General features: G+C 58.7%; 14 protein-coding genes. 9 read left to right on the top strand and 5 right to left on the bottom strand.

The features are described from left to right. Positions 1-401: 401 nt before the first annotated feature. From EVC45_RS38235 to EVC45_RS38220, 4 genes are all read right to left on the bottom strand, one after another. Positions 402-2,063, bottom strand: a complete 1,662-nt coding sequence (locus EVC45_RS38235; RefSeq protein ID WP_129963303.1) for a cation acetate symporter — start codon at positions 2,061-2,063, stop codon at positions 402-404. Continuing rightward, positions 2,060-2,365: a DUF485 domain-containing protein gene (locus EVC45_RS38230; RefSeq protein WP_129963302.1), complete on the bottom strand. Its 306-nt coding sequence runs from the start codon at positions 2,363-2,365 to the stop codon at positions 2,060-2,062. The genes EVC45_RS38235 and EVC45_RS38230 overlap by 4 nt, the downstream gene beginning before the upstream one ends. 1,157 nt (positions 2,366-3,522) lie before the next feature. After that, positions 3,523-4,482 (bottom strand): hypothetical protein, encoded by a 960-nt coding sequence (locus EVC45_RS38225; protein ID WP_129963301.1) that lies wholly within the window; start codon positions 4,480-4,482, stop codon positions 3,523-3,525. A 108-nt stretch (positions 4,483-4,590) separates the two neighbouring features. Continuing rightward, the gene (locus EVC45_RS38220) at positions 4,591-5,019 is read right to left on the bottom strand and encodes a hypothetical protein (protein ID WP_129963300.1); all 429 of its coding nucleotides are present in this window, start codon (positions 5,017-5,019) and stop codon (positions 4,591-4,593) included. A 498-nt stretch (positions 5,020-5,517) separates the two neighbouring features. Between EVC45_RS38220 and EVC45_RS38215 the strand changes: the two genes are divergently transcribed. The 8 genes from EVC45_RS38215 (at position 5,518) to EVC45_RS38180 (ending at position 14,638) form a co-directional block, all read left to right on the top strand. Then, positions 5,518-5,988, top strand: a complete 471-nt coding sequence (locus tag EVC45_RS38215) for a hypothetical protein (protein WP_129963299.1) — start codon at positions 5,518-5,520, stop codon at positions 5,986-5,988. Positions 5,989-6,752: 764 nt separating this feature from the next. Continuing rightward, positions 6,753-7,064 carry a hypothetical protein gene (locus tag EVC45_RS38210; protein ID WP_129963298.1) on the top strand — a complete coding sequence of 104 codons (312 nt, stop codon included), beginning with the start codon at positions 6,753-6,755 and terminating at the stop codon, positions 7,062-7,064. A gap of 495 nt (positions 7,065-7,559) precedes the next feature. After that, positions 7,560-8,687 carry an MBL fold metallo-hydrolase gene (locus tag EVC45_RS38205; RefSeq protein WP_129963297.1) on the top strand — a complete coding sequence of 376 codons (1,128 nt, stop codon included), beginning with the start codon at positions 7,560-7,562 and terminating at the stop codon, positions 8,685-8,687. 971 nt (positions 8,688-9,658) lie between these two features. Beyond that, the gene (locus EVC45_RS38200; protein ID WP_129963296.1) at positions 9,659-9,982 is read left to right on the top strand and encodes a hypothetical protein; all 324 of its coding nucleotides are present in this window, start codon (positions 9,659-9,661) and stop codon (positions 9,980-9,982) included. Positions 9,983-10,010: 28 nt separating this feature from the next. Then, entirely contained in the window at positions 10,011-11,339 is a 1,329-nt protein-coding gene (locus tag EVC45_RS38195) for an HlyD family secretion protein (protein WP_129963295.1), read from the top strand. Positions 11,340-11,405: 66 nt separating this feature from the next. Then, a complete protein-coding gene (locus EVC45_RS38190; RefSeq protein ID WP_129963294.1) occupies positions 11,406-13,073 on the top strand; it encodes a hypothetical protein in 1,668 nt (555 codons plus the stop codon). A gap of 504 nt (positions 13,074-13,577) precedes the next feature. Next, positions 13,578-13,856 (top strand): hypothetical protein, encoded by a 279-nt coding sequence (locus EVC45_RS38185; RefSeq protein WP_129963293.1) that lies wholly within the window; start codon positions 13,578-13,580, stop codon positions 13,854-13,856. A gap of 155 nt (positions 13,857-14,011) precedes the next feature. Next, positions 14,012-14,638: a tyrosine-type recombinase/integrase gene (locus EVC45_RS38180; protein ID WP_129963292.1), complete on the top strand. Its 627-nt coding sequence runs from the start codon at positions 14,012-14,014 to the stop codon at positions 14,636-14,638. Between the two features lie 160 nt (positions 14,639-14,798). Here EVC45_RS38180 and EVC45_RS38175 read toward each other — a convergent pair whose 3' ends face one another. Then, positions 14,799-16,244, bottom strand: coding sequence for an IS1182 family transposase (locus tag EVC45_RS38175; protein ID WP_129963291.1), 1,446 nt, complete (start codon positions 16,242-16,244; stop codon positions 14,799-14,801). Positions 16,245-16,332: 88 nt separating this feature from the next. Here EVC45_RS38175 and EVC45_RS38170 point away from each other — a divergent pair, with 88 nt between their 5' ends. Continuing rightward, complete coding sequence (locus tag EVC45_RS38170; RefSeq protein ID WP_129963290.1) at positions 16,333-17,307, top strand: IS5 family transposase; 975 nt, start codon at positions 16,333-16,335, stop codon at positions 17,305-17,307. Positions 17,308-18,119 lie beyond the last annotated feature (812 nt).

Below are 18,119 nucleotides of genomic sequence, written 5' to 3'. Positions count from 1 at the left end.
CACACCCTGTGCCCATCGGACTGTCCCCGCTGCCAAAACCATTGCTATCCATAATCGACGACTTTGCATAATCGGCCATTGCAGACGCTCAGCTACCGCCTCTCGTCGGGCGGCTCCACGGTGCTAACCGGCCGTTCGTCCGAGCCGGCTCCAGAGCCGCGACTCTCACATCGGCGAACGCGTACTTGCGACCTTCTTCTGCCGTTTGGATCGGCGCCGCAGCAATGACCGCTCCCGAGCGTGGATCGGACCTGCGAGCGGCCGCTCGCGCGTGGCTTCAAGCGGCGCCTTGTGGGCTGATGTGCCAAAGAAGCCTGTCAGTTCGGGGACGAGCGCAGCGGCCTTGATATTAACGTTCTCGCCGAGTAACGATCTCGCCCCTCGAAGTGCGCAAGGCCTGTTTAGTGGCTCGCGCCCTCCACCGCGCCGATTCCGGTTTCCGAGCGCACGGTCTGCGCCTCGAACCCGGCCTGGTCAATGCGTGCGCGAGCGGACTTGTCGGTCACCGAGAAGATCCAGATGCCGGCGAAGCCGATCGCCACCGAGAAGAGCGCGGGCGATGCGTACGGGAACGGCGCGTTCGCGTAATGGAATACGTCGACCCACACCGCCTTGGAGAGGACCGTCAGCAGCACCGCCGAGAGCAGCCCGAGGAAGCCGCCGATGGCCGCACCGCGCGTCGTGCAGCCGCGCCAAAGCACGGACATGAACAGGACCGGGAAATTCGCAGAGGCCGCCACAGCAAAGGCAAGCGACACCATGAATGCGATGTTCTGCTTCTCGAACACGATGCCGAGCACAACCGCAACGATGCCCAGCACGATCGTGGTGACGCGCGAAACGCGCAGCTCGCTTGCGCTCGATGCCTTGCCGTGCTTAAACACGGTCGCGTACAGATCGTGCGACACCGCCGACGCGCCGGCGAGCGTGAGGCCCGCGACCACGGCGAGGATGGTCGCGAACGCGACGGCCGAGATAAAGCCGAGGAACACGTTTCCGCCGACCGCACTCGCCAGATGCACGGCGGCCATGTTGGCACCGCCGAGCAGCTTGCCGCCCGCGTCCTTGAAGACTGGATTGGTGCTCACCAGCACGATCGCGCCAAAGCCGATGATGAAGGTGAGGATGTAGAAGTAGCCGATCCAAGTGGTCGCCCAGAACACCGACTTACGTGCTTCCTTCGCATTGGGAACGGTAAAAAAGCGCATTAGAATGTGCGGCAGGCCGGCTGTGCCGAACATCAGCGCGATGCCGAACGAGATCGCTGAGATCGGGTCCTTGATGAAATTGCCCGGCCCCATGATCGACGCCTTCTTCTCGTGCACCTCGACGGCCTTCGCGAAGAGCGCCTCGGGGCTGAAATGGAATTGCCAGAGCACCATGAACGCCATGAACGAGGCGCCCGCGAGGAGCAGGCAGGCTTTTATGATCTGCACCCAGGTGGTCGCGGTCATGCCGCCGAAGAGCACGTACACCATCATCAGCGCGCCGACGATCACCACCGCGATCCAGTATTCGAGACCGAACAGCAGCTTGATGAGCTGTCCAGCACCCACCATCTGCGCGATCAGGTAAAACGCCACCACGACGAGCGTGCCCGATGCGGCGAACGCGCGTATCGGGGTTTGCTTGAAGCGGTAGGCGGCCACATCGGCGAACGTGAAGCGGCCGAGATTGCGCAGTCGTTCAGCCATCAGGAACGTGATGATCGGCCAGCCCACCAGAAAGCCGATCGAATAGATGAGACCGTCATATCCGTTCGCGTAGACAGCGGCCGAGATGCCGAGGAACGACGCGGCGGACATGAAGTCGCCTGCGATCGCAAGGCCGTTCTGAAAGCCAGTGATTCCGCCGCCCGCGGTGTAGAACTCGGCGGCCGAGCGCGTCTTCTTGGCGGCCCATTTGGTGATGAAGAGCGTCCCGATCACGAACACGATGAACATGCTGATCGCGGTCCAGTTGGTCGCCTGCTTGACCGCCTGACCGAGGTCGGCGCCGGCGGCGAAGCAACTAGCCGAAGCGGTGAACAGCGCGCTGACGGCGAGGAGTTGTCGAGCCTTCATGCGGCCTCCCGCTTGATCTGGTCGGTGAGTTCGTCGTAGGTACTGTTGGCGTGGCGCACGTAGAGGCCGGTGATCACCACGGTGAATACGATCACGAAAAGTCCGATCGGCATGCCCCAGGTCATCACCCCCGCGCCCATCTTCGCGGCAAGCACGTCCTTGTTGAATGCGATGAGCAGCACGTAACCGTAGTACACGACCAGCACGAGGGCGGTCAGAGTCCAGCCGAGCTTCGAGCGCTTCCGCACCAGTTCGCGGTATGTCGCGCTCGATTTAATTTTCTCTACGAGTTTGAGGTCCATTTCCGTCTCCTGCATGAGTATCTTTCTTTGCCTGAAAGAACGCCCTCGTACGGGCAGCGCCAGAGCGATCTGCGATCCATATGAGTTTGGGGATCCCCGTGCGGGGATGTGGTGCGATGCTCTCGCGCACGCATTCTCAGCGTGTTGCTCTTTGGATGCGCTTGTGAGTACGTTAAAAGCGTCCGCTTACCGGGTTCTTACGGTAGGCGATTTCTTTTGGCGGGGTTTACGCGGAGAATTGAGTTTCTCCGTGCGCTTGATAGGCGTGGGCTGGCGCCAGTCGACCCGCACCGCGCAACCCTATCGATCGCGCTGGTTTCTGCAGCCCAGGAGGCCAGTTTGACTGTTCGTCGTCGCCAACCGAATGACCGTTCGCGGGACTCGAGGCGACGTTGGAACGTCCGATCTTCGTGACCAGCGAACGACGCCTCATGGCCGAGAGCACCAGTTGGTTGAACGTGCTATAGAGCTGCCGCTGGAGTCATCAATGGCGGCTTTCCGGAAAACTGTATGAACGAGTACTCCCGGCCATCATGGGACATTCAACTAGCGCTATCGAATGACCGAAGTTCGGCGTACAGCCGACGTCGAATATAAGTTTGGATTTGGTTATAGCACTGCTTGGTGCGCGTCGGATGCGCGGTGATGGCGGTCGCGCGGAACATTTGGTTGTCAATCTTTGTGGGACCACGGCGCGATTACCGAAGCGCTCGAACGCGAGAGCGTGGTGGGCCTCGCGGTCTATGAGGACAGCTCGGGCAAGGCTCAGGCAGTGCCAGTCGACAGCCTGAACGCGCCACTGCGTCCGGACCATACGCTTGTATGGCGTCTATCTGAAGCCCTCTGCACCCACGGACGCCGCGCCCGCGCTATCGAAGACGCGTGCTGCCCTTGAGTACCTGGACGCTAACCCGGACACCACGCCGCAGCTAAGCGTTTCGGCCTCACATCCGCCGCCGTCTACAACGCACTAAAGGCGCGCGCGCAACGTGCAAGCCGCCCGCTATGCCCGTGCTGCGGGCGCCCAATGCCGGCGAACAAATAGTCGCCTGAATCCAAGTTCAAAGGTCGGCTTTTTGCCCGCCGAGCCGGCATAGCGCACACCTGCACACTGGGTACGGACGTTGCGTCGGCGGCTTCTCACGGGAGGGAGGCTGTCAAAGGTTGAGTGCTTCCGGCTGGTACTGCCGAACATCGCCCGCAACCGGCACACACGCTGGAAGGGGCTCGCCCTCAGCGCGACGCGGCTCGACGGTAACGCTCAGCGGTAAGGGAACACCGTCCTCTTTGAAAGCCTGGATCGCCGCTGAGAGCCACGCTACAAACTTGCCCTCGTCTTCACCGCCGAGCAACAGTGCGTCGAGATGGCCGTTAGAGCCGCCCAGGCTCCAGACTCTTGCGTGTACTTCTGGGGTCTGCGGGGCACACCGGCCACGCAGGACCTCTCCCGCGTAGACGTCGTCGTGTTGATCCAGGCGACAGTTCTCGCGGTTCGCGGCGGCGTTGACGAGAATCGTGCAGTTGCGACGGACGATGTCTTCGAGATCTGCCCTAACGCGGCCGGGTTGCGGCGCTAGCGTGCGCAAGTATTCGAGTTCATCCACTTCCGGGTGCATGGTGAACACCTGCCACGAACGACGCGCGGGTCCGTGCAGGTCGATGAGCGGGTCAGTCGGCATAGTGGAGCCATTCATCAGCGCTTCGAACGTCGGCGCGCCCAGCGTGATCGCGACAATTTCTTCGGCCTGAGCGTCGTCAAGGTACGCGTGTACGGCCAGGCTGCTAGCGACTACCCGTATCGCGTCGCACGCCTCAGGAATCAGCGCCGTGCCGCCCGGCAGAAGGAAGGCCCAGAAAAAGTCGAACGCCGGGTGTTCGACCATGAAGGATGGGCGAGTTCTGAAGCGCCGGAACGTGTCGGCCATCATTGTGATATGGCCGATACCGAGAGCACTAAGCACGGGCCGCACGGCGGAGATCCTGCCACTGCCGGTCCACTGGCATTTCTGGCAGAGGACCGTGTAGAGCAGCCCGAAAGCGTGTTCGAAGTCCTTGGCGAGTTGAGGCGTCGGCCCTTGTTCCTTCCGGGCGGCATACAGGTACTCGGGTACGTCCATAGCCTTCTCCTGGTGGTACAGGCGGCGGAGCTGACCGGCGCCTGGTCGTGGTTGCCGTTTCATGCGTGGGAGCGGTCACGGGTTTGACTGGTGGGCGTCCGTGCCCATTCAGTCGTATTCCTCCTCGCTATCGTCGTCGTCCTCGATGTCGTCGTCGCTGTTGTCTTCCTCCTCGTCGTCGTCGCCGGGCCCGTTCATCTCGAGCCCGCTGTCGTCGACTTTAGCGTTGAGCACGTTGGGCCCCTCCGCAACCTGCGCATGCCCCCAGAACTGGTAGGGACCATCATTGACGCGCACGACACTCAGGTGAATCCAATCTGGTCGGCTGTTGGGGTCGTCATCGTCCTGCACGGGTGCGCGAAACAACTCCTCGTATTGCGAGTCACCATCACCCAGGGGGCGCGTGCCATCGTCAACGCGTTCAAACCTCGACGCGTCGACAATGTGCGTCACGCCTTGAATCGTCACGCGGGCGTAACCGCCAAAGCGCTCATTGCGGCCGTGATCATGGTCTAAGTCTTCTGTTGCATCGGACATTTCGGGTCTCCTTGGTGTGACGGGTGGTCGCAACAACGATACCACCGCGACTCAGTTGGACACCTTTGGGACACGCGTTAGGACGCCCGCGACGTAAGGCATCCATCGTCAGGGCCCGTAGCAACAGGCCTGGAGGGCAGAGCGCGATGCGCATGGGCGTGAAAACGTCATTCACAGCCGAAGGCGGCTGGGCGGGCCAGAGGGACTGCGGATCAGTCACTGTTTCCGGCACAAGGCTCGCCGGCAAAGGCCATCGCACTCTTTCCTGGGTAATCATCACGCGTCCATCACAGCCACGGCTCGGTCGACGGCCCAAGCCGGCCACCTCGTGAACCTTCGCGATTTAGCGTAACCTGCTCACACTCGAGCAGATCTTCGAGCACGTCTATGAGCACAGTGACACCCGAGCCCGCGGATCCATCAACCGCAACCTGCGAACACGAGATTCTCGCTGAGACCTCCCGGCCTGCGCCGTCGCAATCCACGGGTGATCCGCTCGTGCTGCCGCTGCCTGAGGTCGTCCGCGATCTGTGGGCGTCCCATAAGGCACTCGTGCGGCACTATGCGCATACGGGACTCACGTTCACGCTGGACGGCAGGCTTGTTGGCGATATTGCTGAAGCCCTCGCGCTGGAACACTTCGACCTCGTGCTGCCGCTGCACCGCACAGGAGGGGTCGATGCGCTTACGCGCTCGGGCAGAACCGTGCAGGTCAAGGCTACGGGTAGCAAAAAATCGGGGCCCGCATTTACGCCTGGTGACGGCGTCGCGGAGTACCTGCTATTCATGCGCATCGATTTCCACTCGGGCACGGCATCGGTTCTCTACAACGGCCCGGAGGCGCCGATTCGCGCGTTCCTGCCCGCCGAGTGGAAAGGCACCAAAGTCGTCCGACTGGCGCAAGTGCTCCATGCCGCGAAAGCCATCGACGCCGCGGCGGGGTTGCCGCGCAAAGTGTCCTCGGGCTGAAGTCACGCAACTGGAGCACCAGGGTCGTAGCTGACGAAGGCTGATGAACCGGTGCCGCACGCGGTGCTGTTCACGCGCACGAAGTGTTCCCCACAGGCGTGGGGATGAACCGTCGTGAGGATTCGCGGCCATGGCGAAATACGCGTGTTCCCCACGCACGTGCACGTGGGGATGAACCGATGGACTTCATTGAGTACCGGGAAGGCTTTGGGTGTTCCCCACGTGCGTGGGGATGAACCGGCGCGCGTTAAAGGATCGCGCCGAGGTTTGCGGTGTTCCCCACAGGCGTGGGGATGAGCCGACGCTGATCGCGGCGGGCGAAAACACGCTGCAGTGTTCCCCACATGCGTGGGGACGCCCCGCGTATCACGGCGGTAGGCTATCCGCCCAAACGATGTTCCCCACGCACGTGGGGATGAACCGGAGTCGCGCGTCGGGCGCAGTTCGGCCATCAAGAGTCAGTCCATGGTCCGGATTCCTTGACGGTCGGGTGGCGCCTGACGAACACCAAGCGGCCATCCATCCACTCAGCGAACTCAAATTCTCGCCTCCAGGATCCGCGGCCTGGGAGTTACACGGTTCGTGTGTCATAAGGTTACGACTACGTTGTCCCGCAGCACGCGACTTCACGATGCCCAAAACCCGTAACCGATACTGCGGAAAGCTGATCGAGATCAAACGGTTGGTATGCAGAGGCGCGACCATTTCGCCTGTGGCTCCAGTTCGTCCGAGTTCTGTTGTCACATTCGCGATGGAGTTCTGTTATGGGCATCGGTATGCAGATAGCCTATGTCGGGTTTTCCGGCACGGCATCCTTGGAGAGTGAGGCGGCGATGCAGCTTTTGCGCCTGCAACCGTATGCCGCTTATGTTTCCGACTGCTGCCTATCGATCGAGCGTCTCGGCACGTCTCCAGCGAACTCCGTGTACGAGGTTTGTCTTTTCATCGGGATGATAAAAAGCAGCGCGAGACGCCTCGGACGCTGCATTCGTGATAACGCAGAAGCAGCAATTCGGTGCGCGTTTAACATCGCAGTCCGGACTCTCGAACTCCTTTCCTTGCATTGCCGGTTGTGACGGCCATTAGCAAACGCGAAGCCGCACGAGAAATGGGGTGGCCGAACCATTCGGAGAGGTAAGGCGAGGATCGACCACGAACGGCCGTTCGAGAACTCCGTGGCCGTCTCATTTGGATGGCGGCTTTGATTGGAAGGCTTCGCCTTAACCGGGTCCGGCAGGCGTCCGTGCTTTCGGGCCTCCCGATCTGCGCCCTCAATTCCCCGCGCGTGCGAACTTCGGTGTCGAGGACCGATCCTCCTCGCAAACCTCGACGTTTGATGATCCTGATCAACATCCGCCTGACCATCGAGCTGTAAAAAGTGATCATGCGACGTTGACAAGCCGTTCGTTCGAAATGAGCAGAATCCAACTGTGTCTGTCGGATGTCGTCGACGTGCCAGGTTTCTCCCACCGAAGTGGACGTTTCTTGCTTTTCCGCACGCCGACGCTATGAGGCTACGGTGAATCTGCCCGCGAGATGCGTCTTCCGAGACGTCCCGAGAGGAGGCAATCATGCCGCTATGCATGCATTCTCATGGCTCATCCCGCCGCTTGTTCCTGTGTGGCAGCGCATCGGCCGCCTTTAGTGCAGTAATGGGCACGCTGCTGACCGGCTCGCCGGCCGCCCGGGCCGATGAACTCTCCGGTGAGGTACCGACCGTCGACCGCGTCGCGCTCCGTGTCGTAACGGATAGCTATCAATTGGCCATAGCGCCCAGTGGAAGGATCGGCAACGTCGACGTGGTCCGCTTCGGCATGCCGCCTGCGGGGAAGTCGCTACTGGGCGAGTTCGGATTAGCCATGCATGTCCAGTCGACTCGTGGGAGTGAGGCTCGCAACATGCTGATCGACTTCGGTTTCACCTCGCAGACACTGGAGAACAATCTCGCGATGCTCGGCATTGCGCCCGAGAGTCTTGATGCGCTCGTGCTCAGTCACGGTCATTACGACCATTTTGGCGGGCTTGCGGGGTTTCTCCAGCACAATCATCAAAGACTACGATCGGATCTGCCTTTGTACGTCGGCGGCGAAGAAGCCTTCTGTACGCGGGAGTGGACAGCGGGGAAGGTCGAAGACTTTGGGTATATCGATAGACAATCACTGACCGATGCCAAAGTCAGAGTTGTCACTGCAGAAAGGCCATCGGTCATCGCCGGTCACGGCTTCACTACCGGGAGGATTCCGACCGTGTCGTTCGAAAAGGTGTTGGCTCCGAGCCGAATGCACGTCGGCATCAAAGATGGCATCGGTTGCTTCCCGGACAAGCTTGCCACCGAGAAGCAGAGCGTGCAGGTCATTGCCGACGACTTTCAGCATGAACTGGCGACATGCTTCAACGTGAAAGATCGCGGACTGGTTGTGATTACATCTTGCAGTCATCGTGGCGTGGTGAACACCGTCACCCGGGCCATGGAAGTCTCAGGAATTAAAAAGGTCCATGCAGTGGCCGGCGGATTTCACTTGGCGCCTCAGAAAGAAGAGTACGTGAAGCAAACCGTCACTGAACTAATCGCGCTCGAGCCTGATTACATCATCCCAATGCACTGCACCGGCGAGACATTCGCTCAGATCTTGCAGCAACAGTCGCGTGAGAAATTCATCCGTTCGTACACGGGCAGCCAGTATGTGTTCGGAGCTTGAAGCGGCGCGCCTCACGATTCGACGGAAACGGCTCACTCAGATCGCTTGACCCTGACCAGGTACAGGAGGATGCACCCGTCGACGAGACGCGTCGCATTTTAGCCTGAAGCGCCTGAGGCGTGTCGGCTCGAACTACCGGGTTCAGGCGGATGGCTTTCAAGTCCTCTATCAAGGTCCGTTGACGCTTGTGAGCGGTCTATGACCGTACGGTGGCGCGAGCGGCCGTGATGGGTCGCGTGCAGCCGATCGCAGCGTGGCGAGGTTAAAGCTGTGTATGCCGATTGCATGAGGCAGCACCCGGCCAGTTGCAGCCGTTCGCCCTCGCCTTCACCTGGTCGCTCAAGCGACTGCTTCGCTTTGCTTGCGGACCCCTCGTTCGAATATGCGGTGGCGCCTGTCGGCTATTCGTTGGCGCCCAAAGTCACTTGCGACTTCTGAAAAAAAAGCTATAACCATCTTACAGGAAACATCGAGCGGGTTCGCCAACCGCTTTAGACTATTTTCGATCAAATGCTCTTGAGATCCTTTCAGAGCAGCCTAGAGAAGAAGTAATCCGCGTCACACGAACGTCATGTCGCGTTCAAATCGGATCGCAGTGCGAATTAGTTGGATTGGGTCACACTTGAAGTGAATATTTCTTACGCGCTTGTCGAGTCGGAAGAATCGCCGGAGAAGGTAAAGCCGGAGTTCTGGTTGCTCGAATCGACCGCGCCGGAAGCGAAAGACAGTGCTAGCTTAGGCAACGGAGCCGTTCAGCATCTGACGGTACGCTTCTCTCCGCGCCAGTATCCCCCGAAACCGGATGTATTCATGACGGATCGAAGTGTCTTGCCGCCGCAGAGGTCGCCTAGAACGTCGAAGTAATAACTCCGGATCGTCTGTGAATTGGGAAATTCGTGATTTGGTTTGTCGCATGCACACATCGTTGAGACGTAAGGAAAACTTGTTCCAACTCTGAGGATTATTTACCGATGGACATGCTACGGCTAGGTCAACCGGACAACTTCTGGAATGCGCCGACTTATTCAGTGAAAGTTCGCGGGAGCAAGTTTCTCTGGGGGTCGGCCGGCATCGTCAAAAACCTGACCTTCGAGAAGCCATTCATTCTCCACATCGCGAATGATCTGGCTGGGAAGCCGCTGGCGATCGGGACGTTAGGGTCGGGCGGGAACAAAACTGAATTTGGCAAAATAGAACCTGGTGAGTGTATTTCAATACCCGTTAACGATATTTCGGGCGTTTATGCCGAATGCGCGCCTGACTTAGATTCTATCGTGCATTGTCTGATCTATTGAGCTAGTCGCCTGCGGGAAGATATCACAGATGGACTATTCAAACGTCATTTCGATGGTCGCCCGGCCAATCTACAGGTCCTACCTCTGTTTTGAGGTTGGTGGGATTCTCGACACTTGCGATGCCCGACTTGGCGATCACGTCGATGGTGTCTCGTACGAGACGCTCTGTGCCGACGTGAAAAAGGCTACACCAGGGGTGAACCTGGGCGGAGGTGGACTGGGCGGAGGTTTAGGACGAGGCCGAATATCTCTTGACTATTCCCGCTTGGCCAATGCCGACAATGTGATGGATATCGTAAAGCAATACACGACGCTCGCTACGCTCCGGAACGAGGATCGGAAAGCCGCACTGAACACAGCCGTCAACACGCGACAAAATATTTTTTTCTCGAAATATGCTAGCTCGTCTCTGGTCATCGACAAAATGAGGGAATATTACGACATTAAACGGTCGAACTCGAAACCGAACCGGCTTAGGGCGCTAAGCAATATCGCTCAGCAGCAGAGCGCGTCCTTACAGGAAGCATATACCCAGGATCAGATAGACCCGGTTGTCCAGACGACTACCAGTTCAACGTCGACCACCGACGGTGATACGGAACGTTGGCAAAGTTTTGTTCAAGAATCCGTAAACGAGGATGTAAATGAAGGAGCTTCGGTTCCCCACAATCTGACGTGGCCGTCGCGAGATGTTTCCCCTCCAGATCAATTCCCCTATCGCACCGCGACGAAGCGATGGTCCCAAGGCGCGGTGACCGCTGGGAAGACCTATGAGCAAGCGACAAGGCCCGCAACAACAACGACAAGTGTCGGTAACGAGTACAAAACCCCTTATCTAGAGTCCCAGGCGAGAGAACATCGCGCTCAGATAAGCCTGATGGATCAGATGTTCGATTCGTTCATGCTTGGGCAAAGCATCCCGTATCTCGAACAGATCTTCAAGAACGAACTCGATAATGTCGACAACGATGTCTATCGACTGCAGATTGCTTTCCTGAGATCCTTCTTGTTTCCACCGCTTCCCGGTATTGTGACAGGCATCTATAAGAGGCCTGGAGATGCGGTGAATGCAGGAGAACCCGTGATTCGGATCGAAGACAATAGCGCTGTCTATCTCGTCGCGAACCTCGCGCTTTCCAGCCCGGTCGCCGTCGGGGCAAATGCCACGGTGAAGACGACGTTGAGCGGCGGGGAGGCCCCAGAAACGACAGTGCCAGGAAGTGTCGTTTCAGCGCGGGGGCAGGCAGACGGTGGCCGCTGGGAGGTCGTCATAAAGATTGATAACCTCAATGGTGGAAGTTTAATATTTCCAATCGACTATTGGTTCGATGCGGAATATACGCACGTTCAATTCTGATTTGCTCCGCGCCGGTGAGGGTTGCCACACTTGATGCGGCCGCGACAAAAGGCTGAATGTCATCTCATGTGTCCGAGCGAACAAGGTGGTGCAAGTAGCGGCGACGATCAGAACGATCCCGGTGATGACAACGCTAGCATCAGCGCCATTATCTGGTATCTCAATCATCGCAGCTTCGGTGCGGACGGCGACTTTACCGGCAATGCGGGGTTTGGCGGCGACAATATCGGCCCGCCCGGCTCCAATGATCCGCCGAAGGACGAGGCGTCGCCCGGTCAGATTGCACAACTGGCGCCAGAATCGGGCGACCGGAGAGACGGAGGAAGCTGGCCTGATCCCTATGGCGGCACAGACGCGCGGACCGGCAGCCTGTTTGCGTTTGTCGGCATGGATGTTGATGTCTATTCGGGGCTGCCTTTAGGCACCGAAAACCTCGATCCGTGGACGGGCCAGCCTGCCTTCCATCCGTCCGGTGAAGGTGACGGTCCCGCACGCGCGCTTAGTGCGACGCCCTTCGCTCCCAGACGAAGGTCCGGCCTTCTCTCGTCGCGTTATCTGCTTGCTGACAACACTGGAGACATGGCAGCACAGCAAAGTGGAGACATGGCAGCACAGCAAAGGGTCCTCGACGCACGGAGGCCCGAGAGCCAAGAGCCGGTCTACGAGGTCTCGGCGGACCATAGCACTTATGAGGAACGCCAGGCAGGTGTTGCCAAGCTCTATGAGATATTGGAGAGCAAAGAGCATCCACCTATAGGTAAAACGGATATGGAAGTGCTCAGCCACGCTGTCGATCCCGCAGGAGCAGGGATGTTCACGGGCGTTATTTATACGCTGCGCAGGGCGCGGGGCGACGAGCATTCGAATTCCCTGCAGGCGGCACAGTGGTTCGATTCATTTGCCGGTTTGGCCTCCATTCTTCACGCTCCGCGGTTGAATCGACTCCCAGGCCCGGGGGCCATCCCTGACACAACGCTTGGAACATACAGGCCGGACATTCCAGAGGCACCATGGACAGAGCTTCCCGCAAACCGTACCTATGAGCCGACGCGTGGTGCACACCAGCCGGAATTGGAACTTCCACCGCCGCCGTGGAAGAGAACGTTGGGGGAGCCGGTGGGTCTTGCGCTCGGCGAGAAGGCCGAGCCAAGTGTGGCGAGATTTCTCGGTGCGACGCTTACAAGTGCTAAAACGGAAGGCATAGACATGACCATCGGAGGACAAAGGATCTCCGCAAAGCTAGATGTCGTCAGCGCGAAATGGGATTCCCCTGGGGCCTCTTGGGACCCTGTAAAAAAGCAATGGTTTAATTGGGCTCAGCGCGAAATAATAGCGGGCGGCGAGTGGATTCAGCAGATAACACCGACGAAAAATCCACCTGATCTCGTCCGAAATATTGAAGATAAGATGACGGCGTTCCGCGAAGCCTGGGATGCTAATGCCAGAAAGAATGCGGGGAGGTTCGCGGGCGATATCGACAGCGGGGTACAGACAGATTACGGATTCATAAAACGCCAGCAGACATTCGTGAATCCAACCGGATTTCGCGTGGTTATCCTCGTTGACGATGGCGTAGTAACTCATGAAATGCTGGAAGCCGCACAGGGTGCGCTCAATAGAGAAGTTTACGCGTTGATAAATGACGGGGCAACATCGCCGCCACCGCCCGTCTCGGTGACCATCATATCCAAATCGGGTGCCGTGATCAGGAATTTGTGGCCACAACCGCTCTAAGACATTCGTTTGGGAGTGCCCGCCGATGGCAGCAAACATGCCAGCGAACCAACCCTTCAGCGAAGGACAACGCCACGGGCAGGTAATTGTCACGGTCCTCGACCCGGTTGATGAATGGATAGTGGCTGGCGAGTAACAGATAAGCTCGAATTTGTTCTACGTGAATTAAGCTCTCACAACGCAGATAGGCAAGTTCTTAGTAACCTTTCATAACGAACGGCGTGGAGGTTTCTCATGCGGATGGTTGTCATCACAGACGTATCAGGGCGCGTTATTGCTGCCTGTCATGTAGCTTCCTCGGGATCGTCCAACGTTCAGGCTGGGCTCTTCCCGATCGGAGATCAACGAATGGTCGAAGTCGACGTTCCGGAACATCTGCGTGTCCTCGAGCTAGAGGAGCGGCTAAAGGCCGTCTTGCAGCATTGCGTACCAAAAGATACGCAACAGTTGCGTCCGGTGGAACCCTCAGCGAGATAGTTCGATTTATATCGTATAGGTGACGACATGGCATTTAATAATGTTGGAGGCCCCTCGGGCAAGTTCAGTTTGGCTTCGGGCTCGCAAGTCGGTGCGTGGATTAGTTGGGGCACAGAGGATTTGGGAGCACAGTGGATAATGGCGGATCCGGTGGGCCCGGGTAAATTTACAGTTTCGGAAATGACAAAGGAGAAGACCATCACTGTGCCGAACTCACTGAGTGTCACTTATTCAACGACCGTCACTAATGTCGGTGACGACATCTTCGCGGTATTGTTTACGATTCAAGGAGGTGGAAACGTTTAGTAGGTGAGTGTATCTGGGTGGACGTGCTCCGTAGTGTCCGAAACACTCCGGGAGCGGCCATTGATGCCCCTTCGTCCTGGATGGCTGCTGCGGGTCGGGTAGCGCCCACTGCAGAAGTACAGACTGAATCTCCCTTCATCTGAAAGGAGATTGTCATGAACACTTCGACTAACGCGGCGGCGACACGGACACCCTGGAACAAAGGGATACTCACGGGACAGAAGCCGCCGCTCAAGCTCAAGGAGATCTGGGCGATCCGTGTACGCCTGCAGTTGTCATCTCAAGTGCGGGACCTGGCGATGTTCAATCTGGCCATCGACAGCAAGCTCCGCGCATGTGATCTGACGAAGCTGCGGGTGCGCGACGTTTGCCACGGCGAGTATGTGGCCAGTCGCGCAACGATCATGCAGCAGAAGACGCAACGGCCGGTACAGTTCGAGATCACCGAGCAGACTCGAGAAAGCGTGGCAGCGTGGATAAGCCGTGCGGGGCTGCACGCGAGCGACTTCCTGTTCACGAGCAGAATCCGCGAGTCTCCGCACTTGTCGACACGACAATATGCGCGGCTGGTACATCGGTGGATCGCGTCAATCGGCCTTGACGATACCGCCTACGGCACACACACGATGCGCCGGACGAAAGCGTCTTTGATTTATCGTCGCACGAAGAACCTCCGGGCTGTCCAGTTGCTGCTCGGCCATACGAAACTTGAAAGTACAGTGCGCTACCTCGGCATTGAGGTAGATGACGCGCTTGAAATGGCGGAACAGACTGAGGTGTAGATGCTCTGGCGGCCGGTTAGCGAGCGGTCGCTGACCGGCCGAGGGTGTGTGGAAACTGCTTTTTTGGCGGCTGAGGCGAATTGCCGGTCAGGTCAATCGTGGTTTGGTAGGTCTGGCGACAGTACTAACGTGGCCAGCGGCAAGAAGGCCCCTCAGGGCCTCAGCTTCCGGCCACCCGCATCGCCTTCATCGTCCTCGCAACCCCGAGTATATTCATGACGCGCTTAAGGTTGTAAGCCAATACCTGAAGGCTCATCTCCGTGCTCACGCGCCCGAGCGTTCGGGTCAGGAAGTGCGTGGCACCCATCCAGTGCTTGAGCGTACCGAATACATGCTCAACGGTGCTCCGCCGGATGGTCATCGCATCTGGCTTCCGGTCGAGGCGCCGCTGCATGGCTTCCAGTATCTGTTCATGCTCCCAGCGTCGAATGCGGCGATAGTCGCTGGGAGAACATCGGTCCTTGAGATGGCAACGCGGGCAGGCGCTGGGCCAGTACACCCGCAGATTCATGTCATGCTCAACAGTCGTGAATCGATGAATGGCGCGCTCGCCGGCTGGGCATCGATAGACATCGTCTTTTGCGATGTAGATGAAGTCGCGTTTGGTAAAGAGGCCTTTCTTCCTCGATGCCGACGTGAGTGGTTTGGGGACATACGCCTTGATGCCGGCCAGTTCGCAAGCGCGGATATCAGGGCCGCTGAAGTAACCTCGATCGGCTAGGGCCTTCAGTTCAGACTTGCCCATCGTCTCCTTTGCTGCCTGGGCTATCCTGCTGAGTTGTCCATGATCGCCTCCAACATTGGTCACCTCGTGTTCGACGACCAGATGATGTTTCGTGTCCACGGCGACCTGTACGTTGTAGCCGACCGTTCCGGTTCTCTTGCCACCACTGGTCATGGAACGGGAATCCGGATCTGTAAGCGACAACTGTCTGTCCGGCTGCACCTTCAACTGCTTTCTGATCTGTTCGAGTTCACGCATCTGCTGGCGCAGGAGGGCGATCTTCTCATACAGGTGCACGGTCTTCACATCGAAACCTGTTGGACTGATCCGGTCTGCGGTTTCAATCGCGTCGAGGTATCTCTGAACACTTTCCTCAATCTGCTGCTGACGCTTGTCGATCTTTCCTGCTGTGTAGTTCCGGTCGCGGCTGTTCACGGCCTTAAACTTGCTGCCGTCGACGGCCACCACGTCGTGGGATAGCAGCTTCAGCCCGCGACAGAGTTCAACGAAGCGCCGGCATACGTTTCGAATGGCCGCGCCATTGTCGCGGCGGAAGTCTGCGATCGTCTTGAAGTCCGGTGCCAGACGTCCTGTCAGCCACATCATCTCGACGTTGCGCTGGCATTCGCGCTCGAGACGCCGGCTGGACGGCACCCGGTTCAGATACCCGTAGATATAGACCTTGAGCATCACTGCCGGGTGGTAGGAGGGGCGGCCCGTGACGGCGGGCGTAGCGCCATTGAAGCCGAGTTCCGCGAGATTCAGTTCGTCGACGAACACGTCTATGATCCTGACTGGATTGTCCTGCCCGATGTAGTCATCGACGCATTCGGGAAGCAGTGCGACCTGCTTGCGGTCATCGCCTTCAACGAATCGCTTCATGAGTCACCTAGGGCAACGCTGATCAAGTCCACCGATCCGGTAAGTCAAGCGTTGTAGAGATCGGGTTCAACGAGGAATGCAGAACAGGATGAAGCAGCAGACGTTGGCGATGGCAGCCGATCAAGGAGCGGGTTTCGAGACCCACCGCAAACGCACTCAGGGCGATGAGTTTCTCGACACGATGAATGCGATCGTACCGTGGACGCAGTTGTGCGCGGTGATCGAGCCGCACTATCCGAAGCGCGGCAATGGCCGCCCGCCGATTGGCCTGGAGCGCATGCTGCGGATGCACTTCGTGCAGCACTGGTTCAATCTGGCTGACTTCGCGTGCGAAGAAGCGCTGTATGACAGCGCAAGCCTGCGCCGCTTTGTGGGTATTGACCTGGGCTGCGAACCCGTGCCCGACGCGACGACGCTGCTCAAATTCCGGCGCCTGCTGGAGACTCACAAACTGGGCGAGCAGTTGTTCGCCGAAGTGGGCCGGGTCCTTCAGGGCAGCGGCATGAAGCTCAAAAGCGGCACCATCGTGGACGCTACGATCATCGGCGCGCCGAGCTCGACGAAGAATGAGCAGAAGGCGCGCGACCCTGAGATGCATCAGACTCGCAAAGGTCGACAATGGTATTTCGGTGCCAAGCTGCATATCGGGGTGGACAGCCAGAGTGGCCTGGTGCACAGCGCGGTACTCACGCCGGCCAACGTCCATGACAAGCACCCGCTGCCGCAACTGCTGCACGGACGGGAGCAGCGCGTCTACAGCGACAGCGCCTATGCGAGCCAGAAAGCGCTGATCCACAGCAAGGCGCCCAAGGCGCGCGACTTCACCAATCAGCGCACCCGCCGTGCGGGCGAAGTCGACGAGGTGCAGCGTTGCAAGAACCGCAACAAGTCGAAGATTCGCGCCCGGGTGGAACATGTCTTTGCCGTCGTGAAGCGACTGTGGGGATTTACCAAGGTTCGCTATCGCGGGTTGGAAAAGAACGCCAACCGGGCGTTCGTCGCGCTCGCACTGGCGAACGTTTACCTGTCGCGCAGAAGACTGATAGCACAGGTACGCCCATAGTGGGCAAAAGGCGGGCAAAGTGCCCGTCCAAAATGCCCGAAAGGGCGGAAAAGCAAGGGCTAAACTCGGCATCATGACTTGGGGACGTTCAAACCGCTGACACGTCGTCAATCTAGTGACTTGTTCAGCTTAGCCCTAGTCTGAATGCGTTGATTCAGTCTAGGCGATCAGTGCGTTTTCACACAGGCTCGGCCATGACGCGCCGTTCGTCTTGGCGCTTGGTGTGACATTCGACAGTCGGCTCCGCCCTGTTGACCGGACCTCCGCGTGCCAATCGTGCCCGTTGCGTTTGGTGAACGTAGAGCTCGTTTCCGAAAGCGCGCCGCCCGCGATGCGATGCGCGCACGCAGTTCTCCGCAGCGACGGGCAAACCGTACAGTATCGAAGCACTGGCACATTCCGGGGCAAAGCGCCAGCCGACGCGGGACGCGTTTAAACAGAAGTCAACGCCAGAGCGATGCACACCGGTGGACGTAATTACATCGTGACCTTTGGATCGGCTCCACTTGCGCGGAATAGCTACTGGACAAACCGATTAGCGAAGACGGGCCGGCAATAAGCTATCGGCCGAGACGATGCGATCTGTCGCTGGCACACGTAGTGGCGGAACTCGTGAAACCGCTTGAGCACGCCTTCGCGCATCGGTGCTTCAGGTCTGGGTTCACCAGATTCAGTTGCCATTTATTGTGGACGAATGCGTCGCCGTTGCTCGCCCTCAGGCACCGCTGCGCGCAACCATAGCCGCCCAGCGCGGAATGTTCCGAGTGTGTGGCGACGCGAGCTGCGGTTGCATGGCCGCTACTCTCGAGCAA

Origin of the sequence: Paraburkholderia sp. UYCP14C (assembly GCF_004197395.1) — a bacterium.
Classification (GTDB): domain Bacteria; phylum Pseudomonadota; class Gammaproteobacteria; order Burkholderiales; family Burkholderiaceae; genus Paraburkholderia.
Note: the sequence above shows the minus strand (reverse complement) of the source record. Positions and strands in the feature narration are given on the sequence as shown.